Genomic DNA, 15,385 nt, shown 5'->3' on the forward strand with positions numbered 1-15,385 from the left:
ATCCTGTTCCGCGAGGAAATTCAATCGGAATCCCGATAGCCGGGAGTACAGGGACCTTCGCGCCAAGCGCAGAACTTACAGGGAGGATTCCGGGGAGAAGAAAGAGAGTCGAGGGAAAGGTCAACGCGTGCCACATCCCCCCCGATGGCGCGTGCATCACGGGCGATGTCGAGAGCCGCCATGCGGGCGGTCTCCAGCGCTGCATCGGAGATATCGATGCGGTGCTTCTCCTGTGAGCGAAGGAAAACCAGGAAAGCCTCGTCAGCTTTCTGCCCGGACTCTGCAAGCGCGAGCGCATAAAGTTGCATCTGCAGTTCGTAGTGGGAGGCCCTTTCCTTCAGTGCCTCCCCTTCTACCCGGTCGCTCTTCCAGTCAATGAGGACTCTTCGCCCCTCCCCTTCGGCCACCAGATCTGTTTGGCCCGTAAGCACCAGTTCTCCCAGATCCAGGAGAAAGCTCTCCTCCCGCCTCAGGCGGGCAGCCGACAGTGGGCCGACTCCGAAATCCATCGGCTTGCTCTCCTCAAGAGAACTGAGAATCCTCCGGGCCTCTTCGCGCAGTTCGCCCTCAAGGTCTCCGGGAGTCGCTTTTTCAAAAGCCTCTTCTGCAGGAAGTCGATAGTCCCAATTTTCCAGAATGCCGTGGAGGAGGCTTCCAAAGGAAGCTCCAGACGCGGCACTCCTCTCACTTCTTTCTTCATAGCTCTCAAAGAGAGCTTCGGACAGGCCCCGCAATCCCAGCCTTCTCTCCAGGAGCCATCGCAGGGGACAGCTTCGAAGAAGTGTCAGACCGGTCACCGGCATCTCTACACGCGAGGGAGGAAGTTCCGGAGGCAGAAGATGGGGCCAGTGAGTCTTGCGGGGAGCTTCCTTTTCTTTCTCCGGCCCGGCCTTCACGCCCTCACCCAGGGAGGGAATCTCATCCTGGCCCACGATATTGAGACGATAGAGCTTCTGTTCAATCCCGGGCAGACGGGACATGAGCATATCCAGAAAACTCTTCGTTGGGTTCAAAACGGGGAGCGGAAAATCAACCCGCAGATCGGGAGTCGCCGCAATGCCGCTCATCAGCAGGTAATCTTTCGCCCGGGTCAGAGCCACATAAAAGAGGCGAAGCATTTCCTCTCCTTCGCGACGCTTTCGTTCCAGCTTGATCCATGCATGGCAGAGATTGGTAACTTTCAGTTCCTCCATGTCCTTCCAGGCAAGGCCCACCAGGCTTTCCTGCCTGCCATCGGGAAGATCCATGCGCAGAGAGCTGATCTCCCCCTCCTTTTGCACGCTTGTCACATCACGGTCAAGATCGGCAAGAACGACAAAGGGAAACTCCAGCCCCTTGGCGGAATGAATGGTGAAGATCCTGAGCAGGCTCTCGCCTTCCTCGGGAACCCAGGCTTCCTCCTGCCGGGGGTTCAAATCCCGGGCACGGATCATGTGGTCAAGATAGTCCCGCACCGTCATGCGACGACTATTCTCCATCTCTTGAAAGATCTCGGAGACCTGCCGCAGGTTCCGCAGGATCTTCAGCGCAAAACGATCCCCGGCGGACCGAAGATCATAGGCCGTCGCTTCCACCAGTTCGGAAAGAAGGCGAGAGACCGGTATGCGATGGAGTCTTCCTGAAAACCGATCCAGCAGGGAAAGGAAGAGATGGAGGCGGAGAACTCCTTCATCGGAGAGTTTACCCTGGTTCTTCGGGTCTCGAAGACCGTCGAGAAACTCAGCCGATAGCCTCTGCGTTTTCAGTCTTCGGGGAACCTGCGGAAAGAGGCAGAGAAGATCGGCCGTGGACATTCCGATCAGATTCCCCCGAAGCGCGCGAAAGAGCTTGAAGCGGTGAAGAGGATCGTCAAGAGCCGAAACCAGGTTCTCCAGGTCCTCCAGTTCCTCCCGCAGGAAAAACTCTCGCCCTCCGGCAGCCTCATGGGGAATGCCTCTTTCGGCCAGAGCCCGTGTCAGGACGGGAAGATCCGTTCCGCTTCGCAGGAGGATGGCCACATCCTTCCACTCCAGAGGCCGGGAACTCCCGTCCTCGTTCTGGATGGCCAAGCCCTCTTCCCGCGCTTTCCAGATCGTGTCCGCAATCGCCCTGGCTGTATCCCGGCGACAGTCCAAAAGAGTCTCGCTCTTCTCCCTCCCCCGTATCTGGAGAAGAACACGGAGGTCCTTGCCTCCCGGCTTCTGACTCTTGAGCGGAGGGAACTCCTTCACCGGAAAGAACTGGTTGAAGAAGTCCATCAGCCGGGGATGACTGCGGTAGTTGAATCGCAGATCCCGGGCCTGTTTTCTCGCTGCCATCTTTTCCCGTTCCCGGAAAAAGACCCCCACATCCGCATTTCTGAAGGCGTAGATACTCTGCCGGTGATCGCCCACAAGAAAGAGAGTGTTCTTTTTCGGGTCGGCATCTTCGGGAACCAGAAGCCGGGCAAGACGAAGCTGCAGACTGTTTGTGTCCTGAAACTCGTCAATGAGAACATGGCGATAGAGGCGGCGGTAGCGTTGCAATACGGGGGGATGTTCCTCCAGAAGCCGCACGGCCTCGATCTGCAGATCCTCCTGGTCGAGACATCCACGGCTTCGCATTTCCCGGTGAACTTCCCGGGAGTAGTGCCCCAGAAGGCGGAAGAAAGCGAGAGTCAGGTCCTTTGGAGCGCCGGGGATTTCTGTTGGGTCCCCTGTGGAAAGTCTCTCCGCCGTTGCCTGAAGATTCTCGATCTCATCTTTCAGCTTTTTCCATTTCTTCTTCAGGACATCTCCGTCCTCGACCGCCTTCCCGCCCTGGGGCAGACCTTTCATGCGAAGCAGCACTTCCTTCAGGGTGCCGGGATCCAGAGCGTCGGGGTCCATGTCCTCAAGCATGGAAATCGAAGCGATGATCCGCTCATCGCCTTTTTCAGTGGGGTGCTTTTCTCCGGGGAAATGGGAGCAGAGTCCGCGGAAGTCATTGAGAAGCTGTTGAAGCTTGTCCAGAAGAGCCACTCTCAGGGCCTCGATCACTTCCGACTTGAGGTCTTTCAGCAATTCCCGGGAACTCTTCTCGTCGAGAAGCTCGGGAGGAAGGTTGAGACTTCGACGCAATTCCCGCACTTCCTCCAGCGCCCTGAGAACCGCGGATACTCCGAACTCTCCGGCCAGCAAAAGCAAATCCGGGTTCTGGCTCTTGAGGAGGAGTTCCAGAATCTCCTCGCGGATTTCATACAACTCCAGGTCATCAAGAATGCGAAAACGCGGATCGAGACCTGCCTCGAGTGCATTTTCACGCAGGATCCGGGAGCAAAACGAGTGGATGGTGGAAATCGATGCGTTCTCCATCTCGCGAGCAAGAGCAAGAAGGGTGGCCGCCTCCTTCGGATCGCATTTCGCCCTCTCCTCTTCCACCTTGCTGAGAATCTTGCGTCGCATTGCCAGCGTTGCTTTCTCGGTGAAGGTAATGGCAAGAATGCGGGGCACCATGGAGAGATCCCAGTGGGAATCTCGGAGGATCTGCAAAACCCTCTCTACAAGAACACGGGTCTTTCCGCTTCCCGCACCGGCAGACAGAATCAGGTGCCGATCATGTTCCATCACGGGAGGCACTTGCTCAGAGTTCAGTTCAAAGTCCGACAATCTCGCCTCCCATCTCGTCGACCAGACAGAGCCGCTTCAGAGAGCAGTTCTTGCAGGTATCTTCTTCCAGGGGATTCACTGCGAATTTCCCGGCGCGGATGGACGCTACGCAGTGCCGAACCGCATCACTTTGAATTTCAAGCCACTCGTCCCAGTCCGCTTTTTCCATCTTGCGGCAGCCGGGTGCACCGACAATGCTCCCGGAATCTTTCAGCAAGTCGAATAGCTCCGACAGAAAGAACCCCCGATGACGGTTCTTGTCGGCCCGAACCGGCAAATAGCTGGAACCGACAACGCGATCCCCGAAAAGCATGGCATAGAGAGCCGGCTGAAACTGGGTGATTCGCGGACTCCCCTCACCTTCAATCTTCGTGGCACTGCGCTTGTAATCAATCACATGAAGATCCCCCTCTGCGCTGGAATCCACACGGTCCACAATCCCTCCACAGCGAAAGGGATCTTCCGTTCCGGAACCGGGAAGATCGCCGGAAGAAATCTTCATGGACTTCTCAAGCTGGAGGGGAAGGTAGCCACTGCTTTGAAGGCGATCGAGATCTCTCTTCAGGAATCTCCGGATCAGGGCCAGTCTCCTCTTATCCTCCAGCCGGAATCTCCCGCTTTGAAGACTCCGAACTCCCTCACCGATCAGCTCTTTCAGCGCACGATCGTAGTGAGTGGCGACCAGACTCTCCAGTTCCTTGTCTTCGGGAAATGTCTTCTTGTCCCAGTCCCGGTAGAAGTTCTCAAAGATTCTGTGAAATAGGCTGCCTTCCTCCCGCGCGCTCGCCTCAAAGTTCTCCTCCTTCTCGAGGCGAAGCAGCTTCTCGATCAGGTAGCGATAGGAACACTTCGCAAAGGTCTCCAGTTGCGTGGGGTAAAACAGGTCCCGGTCCTTCAGGTGTTCGCGTGCAGCAGGGTGCCCGGGCAGAGGTATCTCGGGCGCACGACGGCTTCGGGCCCGGTCGATCAGTTCCCCACCGTCGAGTTTGGAAAGAAAGGACTCCGCCTGTTTTGTCGTCCTGCCCTCCAGTTTCCGACTCGATGCAAAGAGCGTGTTTCTTGCAAGGTCGCGCAGGCTTACCGGCCGGGCGAGTTTGGCAGAAAGCGAGAGATCAGGCAGCGAGAGAGCTTCCGGCAAACCCTCTTTCAGACCCCGACCAATCTCATCAAGGAAGAATGAGGCTGCCATTTCCTTGCCCCGCCTTCCCCGCTGGGAATTGCAGAGAAAGAGACGGCGACGGCTGCGAGTCGCAGCGACATAAAAGAGATAGCGTTCACCGGCCTGTCGGCTCTTCCAGGTGGCAAGGCGGGACAAACGGGATCGGCTTTCCATGCCCTGATTCAGTCCCTGTCTTTCGCTTTCACGAAGCAGGGGATCATCGCGGAAGGGCGGAGGAAAGCTTCCCTGATTCAGTCCGCCAACAAAGACCGTGTCCAGTTCCGGAAGACGCGTCTCCAGGGGATTGCCCAGATGAACCCCTCCGCCTTCCACTCCAAGCTCACGGCTGAGTTCCACATCCTCACAGACCTGTCGAAGCAAGAGGCTCCACTCTGCCAGCCCCGCTTTTTTGCCCCCGAACTCATCGCAGAGGCGGCGGCCAATCCTGTCCACTGCCTCCAGGGCCGGCAGGTCCATGCCGAGAAGGGCAAAGGAAGAGGGATTCCCCCGGGTCATGGAGAAGAGGTTCTCCGAAACCCGCCGAAGGAGGGGGAGAAGGACATCATTATAGAAGGAGCGAACTTCCATGGCCTTGCCGGGAAGAGACTCCTGCCACTCCAGCCAGTCCCACGCAAGTTTCGGCTCCCTTGAGCGAAACTCCCGGGTGATTTCCTTCCATCCCTCCGCTCCCCTCAGAAAACGTTTCCGCCCTTCTTCCACCATGGCCAGAAGCCGGGAGTCGGGTGTGGCGACATATCCGCCGCGAAGAGTCTGGGGAAGATCCCGGGGAGGAGAGCCGGAAGCCCAGTCCAGAAGATCCAGCAAGACCGCAAGGACGGACCAGGAAGAGAGAGGATCGCTCACCGTGTAGGAAAAGGGCAGCTTCTCGCGAGAAAGAGCTTCGGCCATCTGCCGCCCGAAACTCGCATCCCGGAACAGGATTGCGATTTCTCCAGCGGGAACCCCCGCGTGCAGGGACGTGCGAACTTCGCGAAGGATCCCCTCAATCTCATCCCTGCGAGTCGCTCCCCGAATCAGGAAAAGACCCTCACTGTCGAGTTCCGGTTCCTCGGAACCCCAGCGGAAGAGTCCCCGGGTAATGCCCGTAAGAGTCGCGCTTTCATAGCGACGAACATCTTCCAGAGCTTCCAGCTTCCATCCATCGCGCAGGGCAAAGTGGCGAGCCAGCTCCCGGGTTCTCCGAAATGGATCTCTCTCCTCACCCTCCAGATCTTCCGGGGAAAGGCAGAGGGAAATCAGGGTCTCTTTCGACCTTGCGATCAGGGCATCCAGAAAACGCAACTGAAGGGGTGAAAGATCTCCGAAGCCATCGACGATCAGAAGGTCCACAGGCTCCAGAAGCTCCGGTTCCTGTTCGAGGAAACTCGCGGACAGGGACAGGCTGCGGCTGCGGTCCAGCCGGAGATCCTGAGAAGCCAGAAAGTCCTCATAGAGTCCGGCAATCGTGTCCAGCCTGTCGGAGGAAAGACTTCTCAGGTCTTCAGGAAGAAGTTCCGCCTCTCCGAGTTCCACGAAGAGGTGGTCCAGGCTTCCGGAAAAACCCGGAGTGTGAGCACTGGCCTCCAGACCACCCAGACTTCCCTTCCGCTTCTCCAAAAGAGAGCGAATCAGGAGCCGTCTCCCCAGGCGATCCAGACTGGCCCACCCGGGCTTTCTCCTGTCCAGAATCTCGCGGGAAAGATCCCGGAAAGTGCGGATCTCGGGCAGAAACCTCGCCTGGCTTCCTCCCTCTTCGAGAAGAGCTCTGCGAAGGCGAGCCTCCTCTTCCCGGTTCGGGACGAGCATAATCACCCGGCGACCCTCTTCCAGCGCCGAGAGGCAGCGCCGGGTACAGAGGCGGGTCTTTCCACTCCCTGCGATCCCGAGAACCAGTGTTGACATTTCCGTCCTTTTTGCCCCGACAGGCTCAAGAAGATTGACAGCCTGAGCGCACACTCCTAGAGTCCGATACTAATACACGAAACCCGTCAATGGTATCGGAAAACTTATGAATAAACTTTGCATCTACCATATCGGAACCCGTGGCATTCCCACCACTCAGGGCGGGATCGAGCGGCACATTGAAGAGATCGTAAGCCGGCAGGCCGAGGATCTCGATATCACCGTCTATGCGCGCAAGTACTATGTTCCGCCGATGAAAGAGTATCGTGGCGTCCGCATTCGCAGACTCTCCACGATGAAGACCAAGCACCTGGACACTTGGGTTTACGCACTCATCGCAACCCTCGATGTCCTCTTTCGACGCCGGGGAGTCGTGCATTACCACGCCCTCGGCCCCAGTCTCTTCGCCTGGATCCCGCGCCTCTTCGGACACAAGACCGTCGTCACCGTGCACGGGCTGGACTGGCAACGAGGGAAATGGAATGGTCTCGCCCGTTTCTACCTGAGGCTTTGTGAGATCTTCAGCGTCCGCTTCCCGAACCGTACTATTGTGGTTTCCCGCGTCCTGAAGGAGTACTATCTGGACAAGTACCGGGCAGACACCGAGTGCATTCCCAACGGTATTGGCGAACCACCCTCCAGAGAGCCTTCAGAGATCCGCGAAAAGTGGGGCCTTGAAAAGGACGGCTACATATTCTTCATCGCTCGGCTGACCGTCGAGAAAGGCGCACACCACCTGATCCGCGCCTACCGGGAACTCTACACGGACAAGAAACTCGTGATCGCGGGAGAGGGACTTCACTCGGGCCGCTATGTGGACGAACTCCATAAGATGGCAAAGGAAGACGAGCGAATCATCTTCACCGGCTTTGTCAGCGGAAGCACTCTCGATGAGCTTTTCGATAACTGCTTCCTCTACTGCCAGCCCAGCGAAATCGAGGGGCTCTCCATCGCTTTGCTCGAAGCCATGAGCTACGGTTGCTGCGTTCTCTCCAGCGACATTCCCGAGAATCTGGAGTTGGTGCAAGGCGTGGGCTTCCGCTTCCGCAACAAGGACGTGGAAGATCTCACGCTCAAGCTCGGGGCCCTGCTGGAAAGACCGGAAAAAGTGGGAGCAGCCGGCATGGTGGCCCGACGAAGAGCACTTTCAGAGTACTCCTGGGACACGGTGGCTTCCGCCACGCAATCTCTCTACGAGAGTCTCATCAAGCCCTGACTCTGTGCCATAAACAGGACACGATCTTCTTCCTCGGGAAAAACGGCCGCTACGGAGCCAGGACCATTCTGACTTTCTATCTCTGTCACTGTGTCGATGATGGAACCGGTGACATCATCGGCAGGACGACTGCAAGCGCAAACTCCCCTTGCTCACAACTGAAGTCCCTCTTCCCGGTCCCTGCGACACGCCCTTATCTCAGAACAGGCACAAAGCGCCCGGCTCCTTCGGGGGCCGGGAGTTTTAGAAGATCGCAGATCTGCTCGATTAGACCGGAAATCACCTCGGTCGACCCTTCCCAGAGCGTGTAGCTCACGAAGCCAGCAGGATCATTGAAGTCCATGTGCAACTCGTAGGGAGTAAACTCCCAGACCATGCCACCACTGGGACAACTGCCATCGGCCCGAGGAATGTCCACGCCGCCGGTCTTGGTATACCAGGACATCTCGAAATAGAAGTCCCCATCGGGACTTTCCTCATCCATGCTCATTTCACAGAGACCCGCCATGTTTGCGGTGTCTGATTGAAGCCCTGTGAACTGAAAATCGTAGTCGTAGAGATATTCGAAGTTGCCTTCGCTTCCCGCAAAGCTCATGGAGGAACCCACAATCAGATGGTAACTGTCAGCCTCGCTGTAGTCCTCGATCGGCGTGCCAGCTGCATTGAGATACTGCAACCAGAAGGAGTAAGTCATACTCATGGACTCTCCGCCTTCCGACCAGCTATCGGTCCAGGTCCACTCCCAGGCACTCCCGTTCCAGACCGGCTCCTCGCTGTCCCGGTTTCCCGGCCCGAAGTCGGCGAAGAACAGGCCTTCCGAGATCCAAAAGCTCATTTCATTGATGATGTCAGGGATCATCGCAATGGCCTCCTCCTCGGGAATCTCCATGGGAGTTTCCGGCCCGGAAGGCCCGCCGCCATTGGAGCAGGACAGGGAAAAGAGCCCGACAAGAAAGACCGGGAGTATGAGCCAGCGCTTGTTCGACATTTCTATTCTCCTTTAATCGCATTCTGTTTCACATTCCCATCACACAGGAACACTCTAGCGGAATCCCTGAGTCTTGCAAGAAATGCGTGTTCTCCCCCACATGCTGTGATAGCGTTCCGGGATCAAAGGAAGCCATGCGAATCTGCCTTCTGACAACTCAGGATCTGGACGCCGAACCCTTTCCGGAAAATGACTGGCCCTGCGATCCCCGGCCATTCCTTCCGGAGGCCCAATGGCATCTTGCCATCCTGAAAGACAAGTACAGTTCGACCGCAGAGGTCAGGAAACTGATCGCAGAAGGCTTTGACCTCTTCTTCAACCTCTGTGATGGGGCAGAGGATCAGGAAACTCCCGGCATCGAAGTCGTCCGCACTCTGGAAGAACACGGGGTTCCCTTTACAGGAGCCGCTTCTGTGTTTTACGAACCCTCCCGCGTGCAAATGAAAGAGGCCTGCAGAGCCTGTGGAATTGCCTATCCGGATTATGCGCTGGTAGAAAGTGTGGAAGAAGCCTATGTCGCCGCAAAGTCCCTTCGCTATCCACTCTTTGTGAAACACTACAGCAGTTATGCAAGCGTGGACCTCAGCCGGCATTCCCGTGTCATCAGCCCCGGAGGACTTCGGCGTCAGGTTCGAAAGATTGTTTCCCGCCACGGAAAGGCTCTGATTGAGGAGTACATCGAGGGAATCGAGTGTACGGTTCTCGTGGCAGAAAACCCCGCTGACCCGAAACATCCCACGACCTACACTCCCATCCAGTACCTCTTTCCCGAGAAGGAGAGCTTCAAGCACTCCAAGCTCAAATGGGAAACCTATGAGGGCCTCAGCGCATTTCCGGTTCCCGACCCGCTTCTTTCTGCAAAATTGAAAGACCAGGCTGCCCGTTTCTTTCTGGCCCTTCAAGGCGCAAGCTTTGGTCGCTGTGATTTCCGGGTCGATGCCAGCGGTACTCCCTACCTGCTGGAAATCAATCCGAACTGCGGCATCTATTATCCTCCCGCTGACGCAGGATCTGCGGATCTCTGTCTGCTACATGATCCGGCGGGGCATGCCGGTTTCACGCGGCAACTTGTCGAGGCGGCTTTTCGGAGAGTGAGCCCGGGGGCTTCTCATCCGACCCATGGGCAGGACAGGGAAAGCAAATGAGGACATTTCTCCTGTCCTGAGCCCATGCAAGAAGCCCCCTTTACCTCCAGAATCCAGATGCTATACTGCATCCGAATCTCAACCGGAGTGTGAGCATGCTGCCCTTTTTGAGCGAAGAGAATCTTGTCTGGAAAGAGAAAGCGCGGAAGATCGCCGACGAGGTCGTTCGTCCCATCGCGCAAAAGTACGACGAGGCTCAGGAGTACCCCTGGGAAGTAAAAGAGGCGCTGGCGGAAGCCGGACTTCTCGGCGTCTGGATTCCAAAGGAATATGGCGGAGCCGGAGCAGGAGTGCTCGACATGTGCCTCGTGGTGGAGGAACTTAGCAAGGCCTGCGGAGGAATCGGCGTGGCCTATGCCGTCAACGCTCTCGGCAGCTTTCCCATTATTCTTGCTGGCAGCGAAGAGCAGAAAAAGAGGTACCTCCCCCTGATCGCTTCTGGACAGAAACTCATCGCCTTTGGGCTCAGTGAAAAGACCGCGGGCAGTGACGCGGGCAGCCTTCGCACAAGTGCCAGCGAGAAGGGCGGGCAATGGACCATCAACGGCGAAAAGAAGTGGACCACCAACGGCGGCATCGCGGAAATCTACACGATCTTTGCCGTCACCAACCCCGAGAGCCAGCGGGCGAGGATCAGTGGCTTTATCGTGGAGAAAGATGACCCCGGCTTTTCCATTGCCAAGGTCGAGGACAAGATGGGAATCCGTGCAGTCCCCGTCGTGGAACTGGATTTTGATGACTGCACCGTCCCCGAAGAACGGCTTCTTGGCGGAGTCACCGGAAAGGGATTCCAGCACGCCATGATGACGCTCGACCGCGCGCGGCCCGGTGTGGCCGCCCAGGGTCTGGGACTCGCCCAGGGCGCCCTGGACTATGCCGCCGTCTATGCGAACCGCAGAAGCCAGTTCGGGAAGACCATCGGAAGTTTCCAGATGATCCAGGGAATGCTGGCGGACATGAGCAGTCGCGTCGAAGCGGCCCGCTACCTGGTTTATGCCGCCGCGAAGAACATCGACATGGGCGCGCCCAATATCAGCAAACTGGCCGCCCAGGCGAAGCTCTTTGCCACGGACACGGCCATGTCGGTGGCCACCGATGCCGTGCAGATCTTCGGTGGCTACGGCTACATGAAGGACTATCCCATTGAGAAGTTCATGCGGGATGCGAAAATCACCCAGATCTATGAGGGCACCAATCAGGTGCAGCGCATGGTAACTGCACGCTGGATACTCAAGGAAGCAAGGGATCTGAAGCATCTCGAAGAGTTCATTCCCGAAGAGATCCAGAGAGAACCGGCACTCACGAAGTAAACCCAAGGTAAATAGACACTTACAGCGACAGAACAGTCTTGACTTCTCTCGATTGTACTAATACACTAGTTCAATAATGCACTAGAATGAAAGGATGCAATGCCGCCTCAAAATCCCCCCGAACCCAGTCTGGACACACTCAGCGGAGTCCCCATTTATCGGCAGATTGTCGACTGGGTAAAATTCCAGGTGGCCGCCGGCGCGCTTTCTCCCGGACAACAGCTTCCTACCGTCCGGCAACTGGCCGTGGACTTGGGAGTCAATGTCAACACCATTTCCCGTGCCTATCTCGAGCTGGAGCGAATGGATCTGGTCAACACCCTTCAGGGCAAGGGCACCTTTGTGGCCCTCAAGGAAGTCACCCTGGATGAAGTGATGCGCGGACTCAAGCTCCGGGAAATCGCCAGTGAACTGCTCTCCCGGGCCAGTGAATTCGGATTCAGTCCGGAGGAACTGATCGCAGAAATACGTAAACGCCTTCCCGATGAAAAGGAGAAGTCATGAGTGCTCCCAAAAGTAAACTGGAACTGCCCAAGGCTTGGGAACCCTGTCCATCAACAAGGACTTCCGCTTCGGCCCGATCAACTTCCTTGCCCTGGTACTGATGACCTGTTTGGGAGGGGCCCTGCAGACCTCTCTTCCCCACTCTCCGGACCTTCCCCTTGCCCTGAGCACCTTTGGCGTTCTGGCCGGGCTGGCCATGGGAGGAACCCTCTTTATGGTCCCCAACTGGCTGAAGACACTGGTTCTTGGACTGGGCTACTGGCTGGTCATCCATTATGTCTACCCGGAACTGAATCCCTGGGCACTCTATCTGGGAGGCTATCTCGGACTTCTCCTGTCCACTTCCCTGCAGATTGCCAAGCAGTGGGAAAAGGGAGTGGTCCTTCGCCTGGGCAAGTTCCGGACGCTGAAGGGTCCGGGCTTCTATACGATTCTTCCGATCATCGACCGGGTGGACCGCCTGATCGACCACCGGGTGAGGGTCACCGACTTCCGTGCAGAAACCACTTTGACCCATGACACCGTCCCCGTAAATGTGGATGCCATCGCCTTCTGGCTGGTCTGGGACGCCCAGTTGAGCGTGCTGGAGGTGGAGAACTACGAAGAGGCCGTGACCCTGAGCGCACAGACCGCCCTGAGGGACGCCATCGGTCGGCACGATCTGGCTCAACTTCTCAGTGAACGCGACCGGCTTGGACAGGAAATCCAGAAAGCTCTGGACAAGAAGACCGATCCCTGGGGCATCACGATTCAGGCGATCGAGATCCGCGACATCATCATCCCGAAGGATCTGGAAGATGCGATGAGCCGGCAGGCACAGGCAGAGAGGGAAAGGCAGAGCCGCGTGATTCTCGGAACCGCAGAAACCGAGATCGCCGAGAAATTCGCCATTGCCAGTGAAAGCTATAAGGGCAATCCCGTGGCACTTCACCTGCGTGCGATGAACATGGTCTTCGAGGGACTCAAGCAGAAGGGAAGCATGGTCATCGTCCCCTCTTCGGCCGTGGAAACCATGGGACTCGGGGCCCTCGGCGGCCTGACCGCACTGGGCACTCCAAGAGAGGTGCCGGAGGAATAGGCCGGATCGGGGTTCTCTCTTCTCCTTGATGAAGACGAGGCCAGCGTCTATTCTCTCTCCATGGCTGAACACTTGCTGATCATTGATGCGATGGCCTGGATTTTCCGGTCTTATTACTCGGAGGACGACTTCCGAACCCCGGAGGGTTTTCCTGCGAACGCCAGTTTCGGTTTTCTCCATTTCCTGCTTCGCAACCTGAGCCGGGAAAAGCCAAACCATGCGGCAGTGGTTTTCGACTCGGGGCCCCGTTGTTTCCGCAAGGACATTTACCCTGCCTACAAGGCGAACCGCAGCGAGACCCCGGAAGACCTTCTCCCTCAATTTGAGCAATGCGAACGCGTCACGGATGCGCTGGGCCTGCCCCGCTTCAAGGTGGACAATTACGAGGCCGACGATGTCATTGCCAGCCTTGCAAAGCTGGCCCGCAAGGACGATTTCGAGATCACCATTCTCTCGGGCGACAAGGATCTTGCGCAACTGGTGGAAGAGGGAGTTCGAATCATCGACCCGGGCCGCAATCGGAGATTTACTACGAGAACTGTGAAGAAGCGCTTTGGTGTGGAGCCCCCGCAATTACTCGACTGGATGAGCCTGGTCGGCGACAGTAGCGACAATGTGCCCGGCATGCCGGGTGTGGGCCCGAAGACCGCTACCGCCCTGATTGAGGAGTTCGGCGGACTGGACGAGATCTACGCTTCTTTGGAACGAATCGAGACGCTGGAAATCCGGGGAGCCAGAACCCTTGCACCAAAACTGGAAAAACATCGTGACAAGGTGGAAATGGCCAAGCGGCTGATTCGACTCGAAAGTGACTTGCCCCTGGGCATCAGCACTAGCAAGCTGCAGTATCACGGTGCCCCCGAGGGAGAATGCCGGCGAGTTTTCGAAGATCTGGGCTTCGAGGCCTCTCTGCCGGCCGTTCCCCTGTGGAAGAAGGAGGGTGAATGAAAATCGGACTGGCGCTCGGCAGTGGCGGAGCACGCGGACTGGCACATCTGGGCGTTCTGGAAGCCCTGGAAGAGGCCGGACTTCGCCCCCATTGCATTGCGGGGACAAGCATGGGAGCCATTATCGGGGCTCTCTATGCCGAGCATGGATCGGTAGAAATAATCGCTGAACGCCTCAAGACCTACTACGACAATCCGGACTTCCAGGCGAGTTGGGAACCCTTCATCGACGATGAGGAACGAGTGCCCGAAGGCGGCATCTTCCAGGAGCTTCGGCGCTCCCTGCAGAAGAAGATCCTCACCTTTCGCACCTTCACCTCTCCCTCGCAGCAGAAATCCGTCCAACTTCTTGACCCGCTCCGCACTCTCTTCGGGAGCCGAAGGGTCGAGGAACTCGGCATCCCTTTCGCCGCAGTGGCCATTGATCTTCTCAGCGGTGAGCCGGAAGTCTTCAATCACGGCCCACTGGTAGAAGCCGTCTATGCATCGAGTGCCATCCCCGGAGTTTTTCCTCCCATGGAGTGGCAGGGAAAGCGCCTGATCGACGGAGGAGGAAGTTACCGGGTTCCCATCGGTGAGTGCAGAAATCTGGGAGCAAACTTTGTCATCGCCATCGACATCCCCTCTTTCTCGAAAGATCCTTCTGAATTCGAGCGGGGACTGGAGATCCTCATGCGAAGCGATGCCATTGCCCGCAACCGTCTCAACCGTTTCGTTCTCAAGGAAGCAGACTTCGTGATCACCCCGGAGGTCGGGCGATTTCACTGGGCCAACTTCCTGGCAGAAACAGCCATTCGAAATGAAGGGCTTCTCGCCACCCGAAGCTCGATTGCCGAACTGCAGGCCGCATTGAAGTCAGCGAACCGGCCTTCCCTCCGCCTGCGACGCAAACTCCGAAGCTGGTTTTCCCGATGAGCGAAACACCGTCAATCGGATGGAGCGACTTTGCCCTGCACCACAATCGTCCGGGCATGGGGCACTGCTACTTTCAGGGAAGCAATAAGGAACTGCTGGATCTGGTATCCAGAAACTGGGCGGAGCGAAAGCCCGGCGCGGGAAGAAAGGATCGGGAGAGCGTCGTGCTTGTCCCCCTTCCACCGGAAAGAGTCACTTCGGCCACCGTCCTTGTCGAGGAAGACCTCCCTCTCAGGGTTCGCTTCACCCGGCGAAGCCCCGGAGAAGAAGGCTACCTTCGCATTCTGGCTCCTCCTCCCTGTGAGCCAGTGCGCTTTGCCTGGGCCGTTCTCTACAGCGCCGGGGTCCTGCAGGAAAACGGGGGGAAGCGAAGCGGCAACTTTGACTGGGAAGTCATCACGATCCTCGGGTCTTCGCGGGAAAACGAACCCATGCACCCGGTGACCATGGCCAGAAACTATCTGAAAAAACCGGGGGGAACTTTCTGCGACTATAGCGCGCAGGACTTCGCCGAAGCCATCGACTACTGGAGCCGCCGCGCGGCTCTTGAAGAGCCCGATTCCGGGGCATAAAAAAAACCCCGGCCGAAGCCGGGGTTTGTCATTCCAAAAGAAAA

11 protein-coding genes are annotated in these 15,385 nt (G+C 57.3%); 8 read left to right on the plus strand and 3 right to left on the minus strand.

Going from position 1 to position 15,385, the window contains the following annotated elements; all coding sequences use genetic code 11:
- Positions 1-20: 20 nt before the first annotated feature.
- Entirely contained in the window at positions 21-3,605 is a 3,585-nt protein-coding gene (locus QGH30_04095) for a UvrD-helicase domain-containing protein (protein ID MDP7021517.1), read from the minus strand.
- Entirely contained in the window at positions 3,592-6,666 is a 3,075-nt protein-coding gene (locus tag QGH30_04100; protein ID MDP7021518.1) for a PD-(D/E)XK nuclease family protein, read from the minus strand. Before QGH30_04100 ends, QGH30_04095 begins: the two co-directional genes overlap by 14 nt.
- A gap of 106 nt (positions 6,667-6,772) precedes the next feature.
- Between QGH30_04100 and QGH30_04105 the strand changes: the two genes are divergently transcribed.
- Positions 6,773-7,882 (plus strand): glycosyltransferase family 4 protein, encoded by a 1,110-nt coding sequence (locus tag QGH30_04105; GenBank protein MDP7021519.1) that lies wholly within the window; start codon positions 6,773-6,775, stop codon positions 7,880-7,882.
- A 193-nt stretch (positions 7,883-8,075) separates the two neighbouring features.
- Here the strand turns inward: QGH30_04105 and QGH30_04110 are convergent, their stop codons facing one another.
- Positions 8,076-8,870 (minus strand): hypothetical protein, encoded by a 795-nt coding sequence (locus QGH30_04110; GenBank protein ID MDP7021520.1) that lies wholly within the window; start codon positions 8,868-8,870, stop codon positions 8,076-8,078.
- 134 nt (positions 8,871-9,004) lie between these two features.
- On the opposite strand from QGH30_04110, the gene QGH30_04115 reads away from it, so the two are divergent.
- The 7 genes from QGH30_04115 to QGH30_04145 all read left to right on the plus strand — a co-directional run bounded on the left by QGH30_04115 (position 9,005) and on the right by QGH30_04145 (position 15,341).
- Positions 9,005-10,015, plus strand: coding sequence for a hypothetical protein (locus QGH30_04115; GenBank protein MDP7021521.1), 1,011 nt, complete (start codon positions 9,005-9,007; stop codon positions 10,013-10,015).
- Positions 10,016-10,110: 95 nt separating this feature from the next.
- On the plus strand, positions 10,111-11,325 hold the full coding sequence (locus QGH30_04120) for an acyl-CoA dehydrogenase family protein (GenBank protein MDP7021522.1): 1,215 nt from the start codon (positions 10,111-10,113) through the stop codon (positions 11,323-11,325).
- A gap of 99 nt (positions 11,326-11,424) precedes the next feature.
- The gene (locus tag QGH30_04125) at positions 11,425-11,829 is read left to right on the plus strand and encodes a GntR family transcriptional regulator (protein MDP7021523.1); all 405 of its coding nucleotides are present in this window, start codon (positions 11,425-11,427) and stop codon (positions 11,827-11,829) included.
- A gap of 34 nt (positions 11,830-11,863) precedes the next feature.
- Positions 11,864-12,907, plus strand: coding sequence for a slipin family protein (locus QGH30_04130; protein ID MDP7021524.1), 1,044 nt, complete (start codon positions 11,864-11,866; stop codon positions 12,905-12,907).
- Between the two features lie 60 nt (positions 12,908-12,967).
- Entirely contained in the window at positions 12,968-13,855 is an 888-nt protein-coding gene (locus QGH30_04135) for a 5'-3' exonuclease H3TH domain-containing protein (GenBank protein MDP7021525.1), read from the plus strand.
- A complete protein-coding gene (locus tag QGH30_04140; GenBank protein MDP7021526.1) occupies positions 13,852-14,769 on the plus strand; it encodes a patatin-like phospholipase family protein in 918 nt (305 codons plus the stop codon). Before QGH30_04135 ends, QGH30_04140 begins: the two co-directional genes overlap by 4 nt.
- Positions 14,766-15,341: a DUF3228 family protein gene (locus QGH30_04145; protein ID MDP7021527.1), complete on the plus strand. Its 576-nt coding sequence runs from the start codon at positions 14,766-14,768 to the stop codon at positions 15,339-15,341. The genes QGH30_04140 and QGH30_04145 overlap by 4 nt, the downstream gene beginning before the upstream one ends.
- The last annotated feature ends 44 nt before the right edge of the window (positions 15,342-15,385 follow it).

Source organism: Candidatus Krumholzibacteriia bacterium (assembly GCA_030748535.1).
GTDB lineage: Bacteria > Krumholzibacteriota > Krumholzibacteriia > JACNKJ01 > JACNKJ01 > JASMLU01.